This window comes from Atopomonas sediminilitoris (assembly GCF_022601735.1).
GTDB classification, from domain to species: domain Bacteria; phylum Pseudomonadota; class Gammaproteobacteria; order Pseudomonadales; family Pseudomonadaceae; genus Atopomonas; species Atopomonas sediminilitoris.
The window spans coordinates 46415-66400 of sequence record NZ_JAKUMM010000004.1 but is presented as its reverse complement, the minus strand read 5'-3'; the positions used below and the strand labels follow the sequence as shown (position 1 = coordinate 66400).

The 19986-nt window shown below is 56.3% G+C and carries 17 protein-coding genes; 7 read left to right on the top strand and 10 right to left on the bottom strand.

All coding sequences use genetic code 11. The annotated features are described in order from the left end of the window. Positions 1-4 precede the first annotated feature (4 nt). Positions 5-592, top strand: coding sequence for a cytochrome c3 family protein (locus tag MKI83_RS06945; protein ID WP_241584387.1), 588 nt, complete (start codon positions 5-7; stop codon positions 590-592). Positions 593-677: 85 nt separating this feature from the next. On the opposite strand, the gene MKI83_RS06940 is transcribed toward MKI83_RS06945, so the two are convergent. Both MKI83_RS06940 and MKI83_RS06935 read right to left on the bottom strand, forming a co-directional pair. Continuing rightward, complete coding sequence (locus tag MKI83_RS06940; protein ID WP_241584386.1) at positions 678-1364, bottom strand: DUF6901 family protein; 687 nt, start codon at positions 1362-1364, stop codon at positions 678-680. Between the two features lie 33 nt (positions 1365-1397). Beyond that, on the bottom strand, positions 1398-3326 hold the full coding sequence (locus MKI83_RS06935) for an ATP-binding cassette domain-containing protein (RefSeq protein ID WP_241584384.1): 1929 nt from the start codon (positions 3324-3326) through the stop codon (positions 1398-1400). A 130-nt stretch (positions 3327-3456) separates the two neighbouring features. On the opposite strand from MKI83_RS06935, the gene MKI83_RS06930 reads away from it, so the two are divergent. Continuing rightward, complete coding sequence (locus MKI83_RS06930) at positions 3457-5379, top strand: transglycosylase SLT domain-containing protein (RefSeq protein ID WP_241584864.1); 1923 nt, start codon at positions 3457-3459, stop codon at positions 5377-5379. Between the two features lie 72 nt (positions 5380-5451). Here MKI83_RS06930 and MKI83_RS06925 read toward each other — a convergent pair whose 3' ends face one another. After that, entirely contained in the window at positions 5452-6258 is an 807-nt protein-coding gene (locus MKI83_RS06925; RefSeq protein ID WP_241584383.1) for an MOSC domain-containing protein, read from the bottom strand. Between MKI83_RS06925 and MKI83_RS06920 the strand changes: the two genes are divergently transcribed. Then, a complete protein-coding gene (locus MKI83_RS06920; RefSeq protein WP_241584382.1) occupies positions 6257-6736 on the top strand; it encodes a DUF1499 domain-containing protein in 480 nt (159 codons plus the stop codon). The genes MKI83_RS06925 and MKI83_RS06920 overlap by 2 nt on opposite strands. A 121-nt stretch (positions 6737-6857) precedes the next feature. Here the strand turns inward: MKI83_RS06920 and MKI83_RS06915 are convergent, their stop codons facing one another. Continuing rightward, a complete protein-coding gene (locus MKI83_RS06915) occupies positions 6858-7313 on the bottom strand; it encodes a DUF3859 domain-containing protein (protein WP_241584379.1) in 456 nt (151 codons plus the stop codon). Positions 7314-7512: 199 nt separating this feature from the next. Between MKI83_RS06915 and MKI83_RS06910 the strand changes: the two genes are divergently transcribed. Together MKI83_RS06910 and MKI83_RS06905 are read left to right on the top strand one after the other, a co-directional pair. Then, the gene (locus MKI83_RS06910) at positions 7513-9330 is read left to right on the top strand and encodes an acyl-CoA dehydrogenase C-terminal domain-containing protein (RefSeq protein ID WP_241584378.1); all 1818 of its coding nucleotides are present in this window, start codon (positions 7513-7515) and stop codon (positions 9328-9330) included. A gap of 304 nt (positions 9331-9634) precedes the next feature. After that, positions 9635-10492, top strand: coding sequence for a DUF6685 family protein (locus MKI83_RS06905; protein ID WP_241584376.1), 858 nt, complete (start codon positions 9635-9637; stop codon positions 10490-10492). Positions 10493-10525: 33 nt separating this feature from the next. Here the strand turns inward: MKI83_RS06905 and MKI83_RS06900 are convergent, their stop codons facing one another. From MKI83_RS06900 to MKI83_RS06875, 6 genes are all read right to left on the bottom strand, one after another. After that, on the bottom strand, positions 10526-11974 hold the full coding sequence (locus MKI83_RS06900; protein ID WP_241584372.1) for a methyl-accepting chemotaxis protein: 1449 nt from the start codon (positions 11972-11974) through the stop codon (positions 10526-10528). Between the two features lie 132 nt (positions 11975-12106). Next, positions 12107-14011, bottom strand: coding sequence for a molecular chaperone HtpG (htpG, locus tag MKI83_RS06895; RefSeq protein WP_241584369.1), 1905 nt, complete (start codon positions 14009-14011; stop codon positions 12107-12109). 65 nt (positions 14012-14076) lie between these two features. Continuing rightward, positions 14077-15324 carry an MFS transporter gene (locus MKI83_RS06890; protein ID WP_241584366.1) on the bottom strand — a complete coding sequence of 416 codons (1248 nt, stop codon included), beginning with the start codon at positions 15322-15324 and terminating at the stop codon, positions 14077-14079. Positions 15325-15369: 45 nt separating this feature from the next. Next, the gene (locus tag MKI83_RS06885) at positions 15370-15810 is read right to left on the bottom strand and encodes a PaaI family thioesterase (protein WP_241584363.1); all 441 of its coding nucleotides are present in this window, start codon (positions 15808-15810) and stop codon (positions 15370-15372) included. Then, positions 15807-16280 (bottom strand): PaaI family thioesterase, encoded by a 474-nt coding sequence (locus MKI83_RS06880; RefSeq protein WP_241584360.1) that lies wholly within the window; start codon positions 16278-16280, stop codon positions 15807-15809. The genes MKI83_RS06885 and MKI83_RS06880 overlap by 4 nt, the downstream gene beginning before the upstream one ends. Before the next feature lie 105 nt (positions 16281-16385). After that, positions 16386-17171, bottom strand: a complete 786-nt coding sequence (locus MKI83_RS06875) for a DUF599 domain-containing protein (RefSeq protein WP_241584357.1) — start codon at positions 17169-17171, stop codon at positions 16386-16388. A gap of 104 nt (positions 17172-17275) precedes the next feature. Here MKI83_RS06875 and MKI83_RS06870 point away from each other — a divergent pair, with 104 nt between their 5' ends. Continuing rightward, positions 17276-19300: a neutral/alkaline non-lysosomal ceramidase N-terminal domain-containing protein gene (locus MKI83_RS06870; protein WP_241584355.1), complete on the top strand. Its 2025-nt coding sequence runs from the start codon at positions 17276-17278 to the stop codon at positions 19298-19300. After that, a complete protein-coding gene (gene trhA, locus MKI83_RS06865) occupies positions 19297-19929 on the top strand; it encodes a PAQR family membrane homeostasis protein TrhA (protein ID WP_241584354.1) in 633 nt (210 codons plus the stop codon). The genes MKI83_RS06870 and trhA overlap by 4 nt, the downstream gene beginning before the upstream one ends. Positions 19930-19986 lie beyond the last annotated feature (57 nt).

Genomic DNA, 19986 nt, shown 5'->3' with positions numbered 1-19986 from the left:
TCGCATGTGGTCACTATTTAAAAGCTACTGGCACATTCTGCGTAAGCCGAGCGTGCACTACAGCTTGGGCTTTTTGACCCTTGGCGGCTTCATCGCCGGGATCATCTTCTGGGGTGGTTTCAACACCGCCCTCGAAGCGACCAACACCGAGCAATTCTGCATTTCATGCCATGAAATGCGCGATAACGTGTATGTCGAGCTCAAGGACACCATCCACTACAGCAACCGCTCTGGCGTACGTGCGACGTGCCCTGATTGTCACGTGCCGCACAACTGGACCGACAAAATCGCACGCAAGATGCAAGCCTCGAAAGAGGTGTGGGGCAAGATCTTCGGCACCATCAATACGCGCGAGAAGTTCATCGCCCATCGTCGCGAATTGGCCGAACATGAGTGGGAGCGCTTGAAAGCCAATGATTCGTTGGAGTGTCGTAACTGTCACAACTTCGACTTCATGGACTTCACTCGCCAAAGCAAGCGTGCGGTTAAGCAGCACTCCACCGCACTGGCCAGCGGCGAAGCCACTTGTATCGATTGTCACAAAGGTATCGCCCACCAACTGCCGGACATGAAAGGCGTGGAAGGCTGGTAATTGCTGCAACTGTCTAGCCATAAAACGACAACGCGCCCTAGGGCGCGTTGTTCGTTCTACTGACTAAGCACGGGTGAACTCGCTATTACAGCTCGCCTTCTTCCTTGCCCATGATCATGGGGCGGACTTTCTGCAACTGTGTTTCTAGCGAATAAGACACGCTGGAGGCCATGGAGAAGAAGTTCAAAAACGCTTTTAAGTTGGAGTCCCCCGCGCACACATCATGAATACGGTGCCAAAACGCTTGATTGACCAACTGTAGCTGCTGGAACACTTTGACTAAGCCCTTGAGCTCCCAATCGGGCAGGCTGCCATCGCGCATATTGAAGTATTGACGGGTCAGATAGACCGACACCGCCCGCAACACGAACTCCTGATTGTTGGCAAATGGCAGATGCTGCACCGCCATAGGCTTGAGAATTGCCATGTGCGGACAACCGCTGGTGGCCATGATCACGCCCATCAACGCGCGTAAGCCCTCTTCCAAGCCCACCAGTTTGATGTATTCACGTTCGGGGGTAGTGACTTTAACCGTCGACTTTTTAAACGCGGGCAAGCCTTTAAAGTCCTCAATCACCGGATACAAATCCAGCGCCGCGGGACAGTGCTTGTGCTCATCTTTATTCAGCGGACAGTTGCTGCACTGGTTGTGGGTTAACCGCGTCCATGCCGGTGCACCTTCGCCTTGCGTCGGATCGTATTCACGATCCAACTCAATGCTGTAGAGCAACTCGATGTCGTCACCTAAATTAAAACGATACTCAATGGCCATTCCCGCTCCTAACGCGCTACGACAACCAGGGACTCAGCCCTGCATATCCTCCAGCTCGGCCCACCGTTCAACCAAGTGATCGAGCTGCTCCTGTGCTGCTTGTAGTGCAGCCAACTTAGCTTGCACTTCAGTTGGCTCGCGCTGATAAAAACCAGCGTCACCGATCTCAGCCTGCAGTGCTGCTAACGCCTGCTCTTGTGCTTCTAATTGCGCCGGCAAGGCGTCTAACTCACGCTGCAGTTTGTAGCTTAGTTTGTTTTTCTTCGCTGGCTCGCCCACCTGTACGGGTGAATTTGCTGGCAATGTGATATCACTCACAGATGACGCTGCAGTCTCTTCTGCTACGTCACGGTCACCCAGCAAAGCGACGTCGCCACCTTGGCGTAACCAGTCGTGATAACCACCGACAAACTCACGCACCCGGCCTTGCCCTTCGAACACCATCACGCTGGTCACCACGTTATCCAAGAAGGCGCGGTCGTGGCTGACCAATAACACGGTGCCTGGGTACTGACCCAAAACATCTTCCAACAGCTCAAGGGTTTCTACATCCAGATCGTTGGTTGGTTCGTCGAGCACTAACAGGTTGGCCGGCTTGCTGAACAGCTTAGCCAGCAAAAGGCGTGCCCGCTCGCCACCCGACAGTGCTTTTACCGGCGTGCGCGAACGTTCTGGACTGAACAAGAAGTCGCTGAGGTAGCTCAAAACATGGCGGTTTTGGCCGTTGATGCTAATAAAGTCGCGGCCTTCGGCTAGGTTGTCCACCACCGACTGCTCAAGGTTGAGCTGCTGACGTAATTGGTCAAAATATGCCACCTCAAGCTTGGTGCCGTGCTCCGCTACCCCAGCCGTGGGCTGCAACGTGCCCAATAACAAGCCGAGCAAGGTGGACTTACCGCAGCCGTTGGCGCCCAACAAGCCGATGCGGTCGCCGCGCTGCACGATCAAATCCAAATCTTTGATCAGCGCGCGCTGGGCGGAGTTGTGCGCAAAGCTGACCTGCTTCAGCTCAATCACCCGCTTGCCGCTCTTATCGCCCGCCTCCACTTGGAAGGTCGCCTTGCCCTGCTGCACGCGACGCTGCGAGCGCTCATCGCGCATGGCCTTGAGGGCGCGCACACGGCCTTCATTACGGGTGCGCCGCGCCTTAATACCTTGGCGAATCCACACTTCTTCTTGTGCAAGCTTTTTATCGAACAAGGCATTAGCGGTTTCTTCGGCCGCCAGCTGCTCCTCTTTATGCACGAGGAAGCTGGCGTAATCGCCGCGCCAGTCAATCAAGCGGCCACGATCCAGCTCTAAAATACGAGTCGCCAAACGCTGCAGAAAACTCCGATCGTGGGTGATAAACACCACGGCACCGGCAAAGCTGAGCACTACTTGCTCAAGCCAGTCGATGGCACCGATGTCGAGGTGGTTAGTCGGCTCGTCGAGAAGCAACACATCCGGCTCACTGACCAAAGCCTGCGCCAAAATCACGCGACGCCGCCATCCGCCTGACAGCTCAGCCATGGACTTTTCCGCCGGCAAGTTCAGCCGGGTAATAACTTGTGTGACCTGCTGCTCAAGGCGCCAGCCATCTTTGGCTTCCAGCGCTTGCTGCACACGCATCAGCGCCGTTAAGTCGTCGTCAGTGACGACGTTTTGGCTCAGCCGGTGGTACTCGGCAATCAGTTTGCCGACCTCGGCCAAGCCTTCTGCAACAACGTCATATACCTTGCGCTCGTCAGCCACCGGCAATTCTTGTGGCAACTCGCTAATACGGATGCTCGGCGCGCGCCAAATGTCGCCATCGTCGGCCACCGCACGGCCGGCCAACAGGCTCATCAAGGTCGATTTGCCGGCCCCGTTACGACCAATAAGGCAAAGCCGATCGCCTTTTTCTAGCTGAAAACTGGCGTGATCCAGCAAATGATGGGTGCCGTAGGCGAGTGAAACCTCGGTGAACTTAAGCAAAGTCATGACGTTCTCCTGTGCGGGCCGGCATTCTAGGCGATGCGCTGGCCCCCTCCCAGCGCTTTCGTCTGGCGAAACAAGTCGTTAAGCTTAGGCCGCGTCGCATGGACGCTTACACGTGGCTCGCACCCTGATCATGATTTTCTCGCGCTTTCGCTTTGTTTTATCCGTCGCAGCGGCCTGCTGCGCCCTCTCGCTGACCGCCCAAGCGGCCAACCTGTCGCAGCAACGCGTGCAGTACGACCAAGCACTCAACGCCTTAGAGCGCGGTGATAGCGCTGTCTATCTGCGTTATCAAAGCAATTTGCGCGACTACCCACTGCGGCCCTATCTGGATTACCAGCAATTAACCAATCGCCTCAAAGACGCTAGCGATAGCGAGGTCGAAGCTTTTTTGCTGGAACACGGCGATCTGCCGCAAATTGCATGGCTGAAACTGCGCTGGTTACGCCAACTGGCTGATCGCGGGCAGTGGCCGCTGTTTCTCAAGTACTACCATCCCAAGCTCAACTTTACCGAGTTGGATTGTGTGCACGCCGAGTATCTGCTTAAAACCACACCCAGCGAAGGCAAGCAAAAAGCCGAGCAACTGTGGCTGGTGGGCAAGTCGCAACCCAACGTGTGTGACGGCCTGTTTAATAATCTCAAGGCGCGCGGCTGGCTGGGTGATGACCTGATTTGGCAGCGACTACGCCTAGCCGGTGATAACGGCCAGTTTGGTCTAGCCACCTACCTGAGCAAGCAACTCAACAAGCCCGAAGACGGTTTACGTTTGGTCGATCTAGCACAGAATCCGCGCAAACTGGCCAAACCCAGCGGCCTTAAAACAGCACGCGAGGCTGATGCGGTAGGCTTAGGGCTGCGCCGACTGGCGCGCCAAGACCCAGAGCTAGCGCTCAGTTTGCTCAATCGCTACGAGGGCAGCCTGCCGTTCTCGGTTGAAGAAAAAACCGCTATCGCTCGCAGCATTGGCCTCACCTTTGCCAAGCGCTTCGATAGCCGCGGCTTGGATGTGATGAGCCGCTTTGATCCACAACTTAAAGACAACACCGTCAGTGAATGGCGCGCGCGACTCTTGATGCGCCACGGCCGCTGGGCCGAACTCAATCAATTGCTACGCCAATTCCCACAAGATTTGGCGCAAACCCCGCGCTGGCGCTACTGGTACGCACGCAGCTTGCAAAGCGGCAACCCACAGCATCCCGAAGCCTTACTCAAGCTCGGCGAGCTTGCCAAAGAGCGCGACTTCTACGGCTTTTTGTCGGCTGATCGGGTAGAAAAACCCTATCACCTCAACAACAAACCCTACCCACTCAAGGCACAAACCATCAGCCGCGTGCGCAACTCAGCCGGCATTCGCCGTGCCATGGAGTTCCACAGCCGTGGCGAAATCATCAATGGCCGTCGCGAGTGGTATCACGTCAGCACCTTGTTTGATAAAGAAGAATTGATTGCCCAAGCACGCCTAGGCTATGAGCTGGAGTGGTACTTCCCTGCCATTCGCGCCATCAGCACCGCGCAGTACTGGGATGACTTGGAGGTGCGCTTCCCGATGCCCTACCGCTCAAGCTTTGTGAATGCCGCGCGCAAGCACGGCCTGCACCCCAGCTGGGTAGTGGCCGTCACCCGTCAAGAAAGCGCCTTTATGAATGATGCACGCTCAGGCGTCGGGGCGATGGGCTTAATGCAGTTAATGCCTGCTACCGCCAAAGAAACCGCTCAGCGCTATGGCATCCCCTTGAGCAACGTGCGCAACGCTTACCTACCGGAAACCAATATCCAGCTCGGTAGCGCCTATTTGCATCAAGTGCTCAATCAGTTCAAAGGCAACCGCGTGCTAGCCTCTGCGGCCTACAATGCCGGCCCAGGTCGCGTACGCCAGTGGCTGCGCGGGGCCGAGAAGCTCTCGTTTGACGTTTGGGTCGAGAACATTCCCTTCGATGAAACCCGCCAATACGTGCAGAACGTGCTGACTTATGCCGTCATCTACGGTGATAAGCTCAATGCCCCGCAAACCTTGGTTGAGTGGCACGAGCGTTACTTCGATAACGTGCAATAAAGCTCAAGGGGTCTAATACAGCCCAGCGCCAAGCGCTGGGCTTTTTTTGTTGCTGACGTTCCGCGCTGCCGCCTATTCCAGAACCTCCACCGGCATACCCAACTCCAACACCCCTTCGCCGTGGTGAATCAGGTTTTGCCCGAAGATAATGCCCTGCTCACTGCGACGATAGGTTTTCAAGGTAGCCAACGGCTCGCCATCAGCCTCTGCCAACAGGGTGTGCGGATCGCGCGTGGGGATCACGCAGCGCGTGCACGGCTTAGCCACAGTGAACTCGAGCTGGCCAATGCGAATCCGCCGCCATTGATCTTCTGCATAGGGCTGCGCTCCGCTAACCACCAAATTGGGCCGAAAACGCAGCATCGACACTTCACGCCCCACCCGCTGACTCAAATCATCCAGCGAGGCCTGCCCAATCAACAGCAATGAAAAGCCATCGGCAAAGCCAACACGATCACCGTGCTGGGCGTAATCCAAATTCACTTGCCGCGCGCGCGGTGCATCGACAAACACTAAGCGACACGGGCGCTTAACGCGCACAGATAGCCACTGCGCTGACTCATCGCCTGCATCGAGCGCCGCCACTGTATCGCCCCATACTTGCACGTGACGCTCTAATGCCTGTGCATTCGGCTGTTCAATGACAAGCGACTGGCCCTGTGCATCGTGCAGCAACAGGCTATTCTGCTGATCAAGGCGTGCACTGAGCAGCCCCATACTGGCGACCTGACGCTGAGTAATGAACTTGCCCGTGTCAGGCTCAACCAGCATCCAGCGGCGATCACCCGCCAAACCCAGCGCGTCCAAGCGTGCTGAGGGCAAGGACTGGCCCGCCATCGATTTAACCGGAAACTGATACAAGGCACTGAGCGAAATCATGACGTCCATCCTGGCACTAAAAAACCGCACTGTAGGCAGCCTGTCACGTAGCAGCAAGCCTTTACTTCTGGCTGCAGGCATTTCTGTATTGGCGGGCTGTTCAGGCAGCTTGCCGCAAAATCTTGGCCTGCATGATGGCAAACTCAGCGCCTGTCCTGAGTCGCCCAATTGCGTCAGTTCGTACGCGACGGATGACGAGCATCGCATCGACGCGCTGCCCGCCCCTAGCGGTGAGTCACAGCAGCGACTGATGACCTTGCTACAAGCCCAAGACCGCGTGGCCGTTATCAGCAGCCAGCCCGGCTACGTACACGCCACCTTCACCAGCGCCATCATGCGCTATGTGGATGATGTGGAGTTTGTGATTGAGCCAACGCAAATCCACGTGCGCTCCGCTTCGCGCCTTGGCCACTCGGATCTGGGGGCTAACCGTAAACGTGTGGAAAACCTGCGCGAACAGTTGAAGGCTCTGCAGTAAGCAATCACCACACACAAAAAGCCGCATAACAGGCTTTGTTATGCGGCTTTTAAACAACAGTCTGCGGCTATTCAGGCATTATTTTGAGTTTTGTGCCTCTCAGCCTAGCGATGAGCTGCCTTCACTGAACTTCGAAGTGCTCTTCAAGCAACTTGCGCGAGCCTTGAAACACTAAAAATCGCCAAGTACCCGTTACAACCTCATGCGACTCGGTAAATTCGTAGGCCATGATTTCATGCTGAGTGTGCGGCACGATGCGTTGCAGCACCTCGGCACGGTCGTGATGCATGCCATCGGGCGTCACGATGGTCGGCGTCAGGTACATAAACGTCAGCGGCTCATCCCCTTCTGTCTTGCCGCGCAAACTAAAGCGCACCCCAAACTTGCTGCCTAAACGCGCGGGTATTTGCCGCTGCTCGACAATGGTCGGCTCACTGCGCAGCAGCACACGCTCACCTTCTTTGAATTCCTTTTTATCGGTCGCAAATAAGCCAGCCGTAATGGGGCCATCCAACTGTACTTGCGCCATGACACTCAGCGGCAAACACATCAACACACCAGCAATCCAGCTACGCATAACCACTCCCACGTTAGTTTGGGCTGCCACGCTAGCGCGCCAACATGACACCGCCATGACAAACCCGTGACTGACTTTAACGCCACGGCAATCGGCGGCAGCGCCAACGTGTTGCTGCGCGGCTGCGCTTATAAATAGCGCCACGGCCACGCGCCGCCCGTTGAATCTGCACGCGCCAATGCGCAACCCGAGGACTGTTATGCCTGCTTATAAGGTGCCGATGCGCGACATGCGCTTTTTGATGAACGAAGTGTTGGACTACCCCACCCACTACGCCCAGCTGGCCCAAGGCGGCGAAGCCACGCCCGATGTGGTCGATGCCATCGTGCAGGAATGCGCCAAGCTCTGTGAAGAAGTGGTCGCCCCGCTGTATCAAAGCGGTGACGAGCAAGGTTGCCAGTTTGACCAAGGCCAAGTCACCACACCTCAAGGCTACCGCGAAGCTTACGACGCTTTTGTCGCCGGTGGCTGGCAAGGCCTGTCGCACCCGGTGGAATACGGCGGCCAAGGCTTGCCCATTTCCCTCGGGCTGATCAAACAAGAGATGCTCGGCACCGCCAACTGGCCGTTCTCGATGTATCCTGGCCTATCGCTAGGCGCAATGAACACCATCTTGATGCACGGCAGCGAAGCGCAAAAGCAAACCTATTTGGTACCGCTGACCGAAGGCCGGTGGGCCGGCACCATGTGCCTAACCGAACCACAGTGCGGCACCGACCTTGGGCAAGTCAAAACCACGGCCCAGCCACAAGCTGACGGCAGCTACTTGATCACTGGCACCAAGATTTTTATCTCGTCTGGCGATCATGATTTGACCGAGAACATCATTCACATCGTGCTGGCGCGCCTACCTGATGCCCCTAAAGGCACACGCGGCATTTCGCTGTTTATCGTGCCCAAGGTCAAAGTCAGCAGCGACGGCAGCCTCGGCGAGCGCAACCCAGTGACCTGTGGCGCGCTAGAAAAGAAGATGGGGATCAAAGCCTCTTCCACATGCGTGCTGAACTTCGATGCGGCCGAGGGCTTCTTGATCGGCACCGCCAACCAAGGCCTTGAGTGCATGTTCACCTTCATGAACACCGCACGCATTGGCACCGCTATCCAAGGTGTCGGCAGCGCTGAACGCTCTTACCAAGGCGCACTCGAGTACGCCAAAGAACGCCGTTCCATGCGCGCGCTGTCAGGCGCTAAAGAGCGCGAACACGTTGCGGACAGCCTGCATCACCACGGCGATGTTCGCCGCATGCTGCTGACCCAAAAAGTCATCGCCGAAGGTGGCCGCGCCTTGTTGTATGAGGCGGCGCAAAAAGCCGACTACATGATCGAAGGCTTGCTCGCCGAAGACATGCAAAAGTACGAACACTGGGACGACAAACTCGGCTTTATCACCCCCATTCTTAAAGGCTGCTTAACCGAGCTGGGGCTTGAAAGCGCCAACATCGGCGTACAAGTGTTTGGCGGGCACGGGTACATCCGTGAACACGGCATGGAACAGATCGTCCGCGATGCGCGCATCAGCACCCTGTACGAAGGCACCACCGGCATTCAAGGCCTCGATCTACTGGGGCGCAAAGTGCTGTTGATGAGCCAAGGCAAAGCTGTGCGCGATTACACCAAAAGCATGCTCGACACCGCCTTACCGCTGCTGAAGAACTCACGCTTACGCGGCAAAGCACTCAAGGTGCTCATGCTGGCTGGCCAGTGGAACTGGCTCACCGTACGCATTGCCCTTAAAGCACGCAAAGACCGTGACCTGGTCTCCACTGCCTGTCACGACTTTTTGATGTACTCAGGCTACGCCGCCTTGGCCTTTATTTGGCTGAAAATGGCTGCTGCCGCCGATGCCCGCCTGCAACACGGCGGCGAGCAATCAGCCGATTTCTATCGTGCCAAACTGGCCAGCGCTGACTTCTACTTTGAACGCCTACTGCCGCGCGCCAAAAGCCATGCTCACAGCATGACGCGCAGCACTGGCAGCCTCATGCGCACGCCGATTGAGCATTTTGCCTTCGATTGATCGCACAGCCGTCGGCAAAGCCGCCACACCGCCAAGGTCTGTGGCGGCTTTGCTTTATGTAAGGCTATAAAAAACTGCAGCAAATCGTTGAGATGCTTGCAAAAAAGCCAGCGAATCGGGCTAGACTGTGCCCAATAGCGAGCCAAAGTGACTTTTTTTGCCAACTTGATCACACTGACTGACCTATTAGCGGCATGATTCTGCGCTTACGCCCTGAAAACACCGCTATTTAACGCTGTTTTTGTTCGACAATTCTGCTTGATGGCTTATTTACGGCCGTCAACATGCACCAGACGGATCTGTAATGTTTGAGAGCCTGCCCTTCTTTAATCGCCTCGCACTAGCCGCGCACCGGCCGGCGGCGATCGCGCGTGCGGCAGCCGCTATCAAGGTCAATCCAGTTGATCCGCGCTGGGGTGATCAAAGCATTTTTTGGGAAGCAGGCTTACCGCTGCAAAACCTGATCAATATGCCCAAGCGTCGCCTCAGCGGCCCGGTCAAAGAAGTCAAAGACGCCGCCTGGCAGGCACTGCACAACCTTATTGAAGAACACACGCTGCGCGAAGAACACTTCGACCTGCGCCGCCTAGGGGGCTTGGTCTATACCGCCGAGTTTGCCGATCATGACTTCACCAAGCTTGAGCAACTGGCGGCTAGCTCTCTGGCCGAAGATTTCCGCGTTAAGTCTTATGGCGACTTTATGCAGGCGCTAGGCAGAGCCTTTAGCGCCGTAGGTACGGCCAGCTTTCTTGAGCTATACCAAGCCAGCTGGCATGGTCAAAGGCTGTTCTGGGGCTTTAGCAAAGGCGGCTTAGCCATGGCTTGCGCGGTGAGCTATGCCCGCGAGCACAACTTAGAACAGAGTGTGCCGGCCAGTATCCATCACCTGCAGTTACGCCCCGAAGGGCTTGAGCAACTTGAAGAGCAATTTATTTGCTTGCTCTTGGAAAAATCCCTTTTCTCAGAAAAACAGCTCATCCAGCTATTAGCCGAGCACCATGTACTGTACGCACGCCTCGTGCTCAGCACCGATGCTCGCCACCCTGACCTGCTGTTGCTGCCACGCAGCGCCGCAAGCTCACAAGCCGTCGGCGAAGGCCTGCTGCAAGCAGGTGCCACTGCCATGGGCGACTGCCTGCGTGAGTCCAGCAAAACCGCTTAAACTCACCACCTCACCTGCTCTCCGACCCTCCCATTACACCTGCGTAACTTGCGCGCCCAAACGCTGCGACACCTGCGCTAACTGCTCACTCATCGTCACCAAGTCGCCTTGCGCCGCCAACAACGCCGCACTGGCTTCGCGTTGGCGCTCGACTGCCGACAACTGACTGACACTTTCTTCTTGCAGCTGCGCCAACTGCTGTTGGCTGCCTTGCAAACCCTGGCTGTGCTGGACAATGCCTTGCGCCAGCGCTTGGGTACTCCCCACACTGCCCTGCAGTGCCTGAGCCACATCACTGACTTGACGCACACCTTGTTCAACCGAAGCCTGCGCTTGGGCCAATAAGCCCTGCACCTCTTCCGCCGTGCGATTGCTGCGCTGCGACAAGCTACGCACTTCATCGGCAACCACCGCGAAGCCACGGCCATGCTCACCAGCGCGCGCCGCTTCAATAGCGGCGTTGAGGGCTAACAAGTTGGTTTGTGCGGCGATATCGCTGATCACCTGCATGGCCTCCGCAATGCGCGCATTACTTTGCTCAATAGCATGCATACTCTGCTCTGCCGCCTGCATGCTCTGCGCGCGCATGCCAATTTGCGCAGCGCTGTCTTGGGTGGTGTCACTTAAGCTGTGCATTTGCGTGGCGCCCTGCTGCAATTCGCCGAGCACATGGCTGAGCGCCGCATTAAACGACAACATGCCGGCACTCTGCTGTTGCACTTCGCCATCGATGCTGTGACAGCGCTCGCGCACGGTGATCAAGGTAGTGTGCAGCTGCCCCGACAACTGCTGTAAGCCTTGCACGCTGCTGCGCACTTCATCCAGAAGATGGCTCAGGCTGTCATGACTGTGCTTAGCCGCCTCACTTTGCGCTTCGGCTTGGTGCCAGTGCGCTTGCGCATCCGCCAAGGCTTTATCGCGCAAGCCGGCGCTGTACCACTGCGCCAACCAGACCGCGAGCACCGGCAACAGGAATCCAGAGTATTGATTGAGCATGGCGTCGCGTGGCGACAGATCAAAGTGCGGCAAACTCGCACCACTGCGCTGCAACCACACCATCCAAAACACAAACGCCAAGTGCACCGCACTCCAGCACATGGCGCTGCGCTTACCCGCCAATAAATAAGCAAACACAATCATGGCAATGGGCCAAAAGATATGTGCCGACTGCAAACCACCTAAGTGGTAAACCAAAATCAGGGCATAACTGCTCATGCACGCCAGTGCCATATTGGCCACCGCGGTTACGGGCAACCACGCCTGACGCAAAAACAGTAGAACCAACGGCATGCCCAACACCAGCAGCAAAGACCCTTGCACCAGCGCTTGGTTACCCAGCTTGCCCCATTTAGCGCTGCTATAGAGACCAATCACGATCCCGCATAAACCGCAAAAGGCTAAGGTGCGGCTTTGCAGCCACTGCGCTTCATCCGCCCACTCGACATTGGGCATAAAGCGCCCAAGAAACCCACTGTTTTGCATCGTTATTATTCTCCGTGACTGCCAAAAGCATGTCGGCCAAGGGGCATGCGACTGAAGAGCACCGCTTTTCAAAAACCATAAAAAAAACCCCACAACGCAGCGTTGTAGGGTTTTTATCGAGCCTAGACAAGCTTAAGCGCTAAGTTCAACCAGCAACTTGTTCAAGCGACGCACATAAGCGGCTGGGTCTTTCAGCGAGTTACCCGCGGCAAGAGCCGCTTGGTCAAACAGCACCAACGACAGATCGCTAAAACGCTCTTCGCTCTGCTCCGCTTCGAGTTTTTCTACCAGCGGATGACCTGGGTTGATTTCAAAGATCGGCTTGGACTCCGGTGCCTTTTGCCCGCTGGCTTCCAAGATACGGCGCATTTGCAGGCCCATGTCTTGCTCACCAATGGCTAAAATGGCCGGCGAGTCAGTCAGACGGTGCGACACGCGCACTTCGCTAACGTGCTCGGCAAGTGCCTTCTTCAAGCGCTCCAGCAGGCCTTCTTTGGCTTTACTGGCTTCTTCTTGGGCTTTCTTGTCGTCTTCGCTATCCAGCGCGCCTAAGTCTAGGTCGCCACGCGCCACGTCGACAAACTGCTTAGCGTCGAACTCGGTGAGGTAGCTCATCAGCCACTCATCGATGCGATCGGTGAGCAGCAACACTTCAATGCCTTTCTTGCGGAAGACTTCCAAGTGCGGGCTGTTTTTCACCTGATCGTAGCTTTCGCCCGTCAGGTAATAGAGCTTGTCCTGACCTTCCGGCATCCGCGCGATGTAATCAGCCAAGCTGACGGTTTCATCCGCATTGCCGGCGTGGGTGGAGGCAAAGCGCAACAGGCCTGCGATTTTCTCTTTATTGGCGAAATCTTCGGCTGGGCCTTCTTTGAGCACGCTACCGAAGGCTTTCCAGAACTTGGCAAATTTCTCGGCGTCGTTCTTGGCCAGCTTCTCCAGCATGTCCAATACACGCTTGGTCAGCGCCGAGCGCATAGCGTCGATATTCGGGTCTTTTTGCAGAATCTCACGCGAGACGTTCAGCGATAGATCATTGGAGTCCACCACGCCTTTAATAAAGCGCAGGTACAGGGGCAAGAACTGCTCGGCCTGATCCATGATGAACACGCGCTGCACATACAGCTTGAGGCCCTTGGGCGCTTCACGCTGGTACAAGTCGAACGGCGCACGCCCCGGCACATACAGCAGCGAGGTGTACTCTAGCTTGCCTTCAACCTTGTTGTGGCTCCACGCCAGAGGCTCTTCAAAGTCATGGGCGATGTGCTTGTAAAACTCACCGTACTCTTCGTCTTTAACCTCACTACGCGCACGGGACCACAAAGCACTAGCGCGGTTAGCGGTTTCCCACTCAGGTGCCGCGTTGGCATCGGTCTCTTCTTCGCCTTGTGCTTGCTTAGGCAGCTCAATGGGCAGCGCGATATGGTCGGAATACTTAGTCACGAGATTGCGCAGGCGCCAGCCGTCGGCAAATTCGCTGCACGCTTCTTTCAGGTGCAGGGTAATGCGCGTGCCACGTTCGGCGCGCTCAATGGCTTCGATAGTGAACTCACCTTCGCCCTTGGAAACCCAGCGCACCCCTTCACTCGGCGCAGCACCGGCCCGACGGGTTTCGACGGCGACCTGATCCGCCACAATGAAGGCGCTGTAAAAGCCCACACCAAACTGACCAATCAGGTGCGAGTCTTTCTTTTGGTCACCGGAGAGCTGCTTGAGGAAATCTGAGGTGCCTGATTTAGCAATGGTGCCCAGGTTTTGGATCACTTCATCGCGGTTCATACCGATGCCATTGTCTTCAATGGTCAAGGTACGCGCCGTGGCATCAAAGCTCAGTCGAATCTTTAATTCGGGCGAATCTTCCAGCAGCTCTGGATTCGCCAAGGCTTCAAAGCGCAGCTTGTCAGCGGCGTCTGAGGCGTTAGAGACCAGCTCACGCAGGAAAATTTCTTGATTGGAGTACAGCGAGTGAATCATCAGGTGAAGCAGTTGCTTCACTTCGGTCTGAAAGCCAAGGGTTTCTTTTTGCGCAGTTTCCATGGGGTATCCAAACTCCGGTCACAACAAAATACGTGTAACAGAAGTGGGGACACCCTTTTCGGTTTTCAAGGCTCGAGCAATTCAATCTCAGTAATATCGCGACGACTGAAGGTAAAAACCACTTCGCCAGCGTCGTTGCGTACTTGTCGCACCTTGAGGTAATCCAACGCATCTAGGCCATCAAAAATGCCACTGGCCTCACGACCACGCGCATTGACCACACGCACTTGTAAGCCTTGATAGCGGGCAGGATTGGCCAGCAAAGTCGCCAACGAGAACCCCACACGACGATCATTAGCAATCGGTTGCACAACCGGCTCTGGCACAGTTTCAACGACCACCGGCAGTGGCACAGCGTCAGTCAATGCGGGGTAACTATCCCCCTGCACACGCCAGCCTTTACTGACCTGCTTCTGCAAGACGATTGGCAGTGATGCCGCCACACCGTCTTGTTGATAGCGTACGGTCGCCTCGAACCGACCGGCTCGCCAGTCCGTTATAGTCAGCGGCGCCAAGGGTTGTAGCGTTAGGGTGCGCGATAACAGGCGGCGGCTCAGATAGTCCGCCACCACGGCATTCAAGGTATCCATGGAGTCATGTTGCGTATCGAGCTTGCCATCGCGATAGCGCAAGTGATCGGTATACACCTCGACCTGCCCGCTCAGACTGGTGTCGTATTCACGCGGCAGGATCAGGTGAAACTCGCCTTGGAGTCGATTGGGCGCTTGTGGCTGCAAGTTCAAATGCAGGCTATAGCCACGGCTTAGCCGCCAAAACTCAGGCAAAGGTGTACCTTCGCTTTGCCAGCTGATTTCGATCAGCGGCAGCGGGTCTTTATCGTTGGGCAAAATATCCAGCGTTAGCGGTCCACCCGTGTAATCGGGCAACTGCATACTGATTTCGTAGCGCGCAAAAAAGTCGCCGCCTTCGCGCAGACGCAGCACACCGTCGATCAACTCGCCGCTTTGTGGGCGGAACACATGGCCGTTGATTTCGCCGCGCAAATCCATCATCAAGTCAGGCTGAGGCGCAGGCTCTGGGTGCACCCATTGCCACGCAAGCAGTTGCTGTAAACGCTCAGGATTGCGCTGCGCCAACATGGTCAGCCCCACCACCAGCAAAATAGCGCCCATCCCGGTTAGCAGCAGCACACGACGCGCACGCCGCCAATGCGCCAACAAGTACACCAGGTTAAAGGGCGGTAGCAGCGTGCTCCAGCCCCACAACAAGCCCTTGGCAAAAGCCTGCATCGACAGCCAAACCATGCTGAAGACAATCAGCAGTAAACCGCCAAGGATTAACAGGGCATCCATCGTGTGTCCTTATCCAAATCAATCATGGCGGCTGATGCTGTGCACTCAGTCCACCTTAAAATGTGCTCGCGCCGTGGCTATGGGCTCGGCTTGGCCCGTTTGCCAAGCATTGATCGCCACGTTGGCCACCCGGCGACCTTGGCGCCAAACTTGGCACTGTGCATAGGTGTCACGATAAAGACCTGCGCGCAGGTAATCTATCGAGAAGTCGATGATTTTCGGTAAATGTTGCCCGCCCATGGCCGCAATCAAGTGCAGCTGCGCAGCGTGCTCCATAAAGCCTGCGATAACGCCGCCATGAATAGCCGGCAAGGTTGGATTCCCGATGTTGCCGTCTTGTGCTGGCAACCTAAACACCAGCTCATCGCCGAGCTTAATGCATTCAATGCCAATCATTTTGGCGTAGGGCACCAGGCTGATTAGCTCGGAATAATCACCGGATGTAGCGGCCTCGCGCGCTTTGGCAGTCAGGTTTAACGTACTCATGCGCGCCCCTCATTCACGGCTTTAGTCAGCGCTTCACTTTGTGTCACTTTGCCCATACGCATAAACGTACCGACCACATGGGCAATGGGGTTATCTCGATCGTCTTGGTAGGCCACGCCACGAGTAAAAATGACGTTCGGGGTGACGCGATAACACTCGGCAAAACCATAAATTGCTTTGCCGGGCGCCGCTGGGTGCATGTAGTCGATGCGTAAATCTAAGGTGGGGCAGATTTCAAACTCTGGCAGTACGCACACCGTGCTGATTCCGCAAGTGGTATCCATCAGGCTCGTGATCGCTCCGCCATGCACAACACCGGTTTCTGGATCACCCACAATCGAGTCGCTGTAAGGCAGGCGCAGTATCAAACCTTGGCTATCCGCTTGTTCCACGGTCATCCCAAGATTTTGGCAATGTTTGAGCACCGATAAAAAGCGCTCAGCGCGGGGACGAATCGTGGTTTCGCTCATGCGCATGACTCCTTCTGAAAAAAGGCGGCAATAATAAGCGCTACTTACCGATTAACCAGCAGCAATACCAAGCGCTTAATGCCACATGAGGCGCGATAAAAGCCATCAAGTCGGGGTTGAACCGCTGCCTGAGGTGTCCTCACTGGCAAGCGGCGCGTTAACGGCATCGGTTTTACTATCCAGCTGCGGCGCTTGGCTGGCCATCATGACCTCCAACACGCTGGAGTGGAATTCACGGTGGTACAGCACGAACATCACCACCGTGGAAGCAGCAATAAACAACCACGGATTGATGAACCACACCATCATCGCCAACCCAAAGTAGTACGCCCTTAGCCCCAAGTTGAACTGGTTAGCTGCCGAGGAAATCACCCGTGCCGAACGCTGAACAAATAACTTGCGCTCTTGCTCGGTGACATTGCGCTCGGCCACCATCGGCGCGGAGCCCAACAAGATGGCGGCAAAATTATATTGGCGCATGCACCAGCTGAAGGTGAAGAACGCATACACGAACACCATGGCCAGACCGAGCAGCTTGATTTCTGACACTGAGCGATCGGCTTGCTCCACCAGCGGCAACGAAGACAGCGCCACTAAGGCCTTCTCGGATGCGCCAAACACGGTAAACACACCGGCCAAAATAATCAGCGTGCTAGAGGCAAAAAACGAGGCGTTGCGCTCAAGATTGCCCACCACACTGGTGTCGGCGATACGGTTATCGCGCATCAACATGCGGCGCATCCAATCTTCACGGTACAAGTGCAGCACGCTGGCTAAGCACGGCGTGGTTTTCGCCTTGGCCGTTGCATAACGGGTATAGCCGAGCCAACAAGCCAAGTACCAACCTGCGGCTAACCAATGCGGCCAGTACTTTAAGTCGATCAAATCCATGGATACCCCCAAAACACTGGCGCCATTATAGCCCCGCCCAACCAAAGCGCGGGCGTGCAATCGGCGTGCGCAGGCCACAATAGCGCGTAAAAAATGGAGTTCGCATGCGCTACATCCTGTGTTTATTGGCCCTATTCAGCTTGGCAGCCTGCAGCAGCCAAAGCGTGTCATTGCGCTACCAAACCGCCACTTCAGCGACACTCAGCCCGCAAGCACAGCTTGAGGCCGGCCTTAGCGAGGTAGATATCACCCCGCCGCCCGGCCTACCCAAAGCAGGCTTTGCGACATGGGCCAAGCAGGGCGATGGCTTTCGTACACGCCTAAAAGCGCGGGCCTTTTTCTTACGCAATCGTGCTGGCGAAAGCCTGCTGCTACTGCAGACAGACTTACTGGCCGGCTCACCCTTATTGCACGCCGCACTCAGCGAACGCCTCAGTAAAAGTCTCGGCATTACCGCCAATAATCTGGTGATAACCGCCACCCACACCCACGCCGCTCCAGGCGGCTTTTTTGCCGACAACTTCTACAACGCTCACGCCGCCAATGCGCCAGGCTTTGAGCCAACGTGGTTTAACTTTCTACTCACCCAGCTCGAGTCTGCGGCACTCAGCGCGTATCAAACACGCAAGCCATCCAAGGTCGCGCTAGGGCAGCGTGACGTGTGGTCGCTAACGCGCAACCGTTCGCTCGGCGCTTTTTTGCACAATCCCGATGAGCATGGAACGGCAGACGACCCAGCGCGCAAATTCAGCGCCATCAACCCGCATCTCAGCATGCTGCGGATTGATCAGCTTCAAGACGACGGTCGTTATCAGCCCGCTGGCGCCTTTAGTAGTTTCTCTATTCACGGCACCGGCATCCCATCCAGCAGCAGCCTTTACCACGCGGACATTTGGGCTTACTTAGCCGTCGGCACAGCACGCCAGCTGCAAAGTCACTACGACGTGGCACAGCCCTTAGTACACGGTGCATTTGAAGCCAGCCATGCCGACGTTGCGCCCAATGCGACGCCTGAGCTACTGGGCTTTCGCGAAGCACGGCGGATTGGTTTACAGCTCGCCGAGCAAGCCAGTGCGCTGTTCATCAGTCTTGATCAGCAATTGAGCGATGACTTGCCACTGCGCAGCGCACTGACCGAGGTCGATGTGCTGGCCAATCCACAGATTGGCAACACTCACCTGTGCAGCCCGGCCGTGGGCGCTGCCCTAGCCGCAGGCGCGCATGAGCACCGCTCCCCGGTGCTGTGGCGTTTACCCTTTATTCACCCTGACCAGCCTCGCACTTTCTTTACCGACACCTGCCAAGGTGGAAAGCATTGGTTAGGCACACGCTGGTTACAGCCGTTAATTCTTGCGCAGGAAGACTTCCCCAATCGCTGGCTGATCCAAAGTGTCCATTTAGGCGATACGGCATGGACCTTCTTACCCTTCGAAATCACCGTAAAAGCCGGCCAGCAAATCGAACACGCCGTGGCGCAGAGCTTTGGCCAGCAGCGACAGCCGCTGCGCTGGCAGGTAGTCAGCAGTGTTGCCAATGGCTACACCGGCTATGTCACCACGGCTGAAGAGTATGCGCGCCAGTATTACGAGGGGGGGCACACGCTATACGGCCCCAACACCGCCGCCTTTCTGGCCCAACATGCGCAAGCGCAAAGTAGCCAACTGCTAAAGCACGGCTCTTATGCCCAGCTGCCCAGTGCGCAGCGCTACCAGCTCGCGGTTAAACACTACTGGCCGACTGCCCAGCAAACACGCCCACGCCAGTGGCTAAGTCAGGCCCACTACCAAGACCCCACGACTCAGCAAGAAGACTATTGGCACATTAGCTGGCAAGACGCAGATCCAGCGGCACTCGACTGGCACAAATCAATGCTGCAGATACAAACCCGTGCCAACCCACAAGGCCAATGGCAACCGCTGCACGTGGCGGGCTTTCCCGTGGACGACCAAGGCTTTGATATCAGCGTGCAGCACTTAGCTGACGGCATCTACGAGGCACGCTGGTACAATCCCCCGTTTAGCGGCACGCGACAGTATCGTTTTTACTTGCAAGCCCAGGATCCGGCGCGCTCGCTGTTCAGTGAGGCGTTCCCCAAGGCTGCGCCCCTCACCACTAAGGACATCCCTTGAGCAGCTATTCATTTGCCGAAGAAACCTTCAACGCCATCACGCATGGTATCGGCGCGCTGGCCAGTGTCGCCGCCGGGGCCGTATTGATCACCTTAGCGGCCCTGTATGGCGATGCGTGGCAAATCACCAGCGCGGCAATTTTTGTCGCCACGCTGATTTTGCTCTACAGCGCATCAACGCTGTACCACGCTATCCCGCATGCCACGGCCAAGCGGCGGCTGAAGATTTTTGACCATTGCGCCATTTACCTCCTGATTGCTGGCACCTATACCCCCTTCACCTTGGTCAGTTTGCGCGATGACTGGGGCTGGCTGCTGTTTGGCCTCATTTGGACGTTGGCCATCAGCGGCGTGGTGTTCAAACTGTTTTTCACCGGCCGTTTTAAACTGGCTTCAACCTTGTTGTATATCGGCATGGGCTGGTTGGCCGTGATCGCCACAAAGCCGCTGCTGGAGGCTTTATCCTCTGCGGCACTCGCTTGGCTGGTCGCTGGCGGCTTGGCCTACACCTTAGGCTGCGTGTTTTACCTCAGTAAGCGCTTACCGTTTAGCCATGGCATTTGGCACTTGTTCGTGTTGGCCGGCAGCGTGTGCCACTTTGCTTCGGTACTGTTGATCGTCACCCATTAAAAAAATGCCCGATTCAGCGCTGCTGATCGGGCATTTACCATTGACTTTACCGTTGGC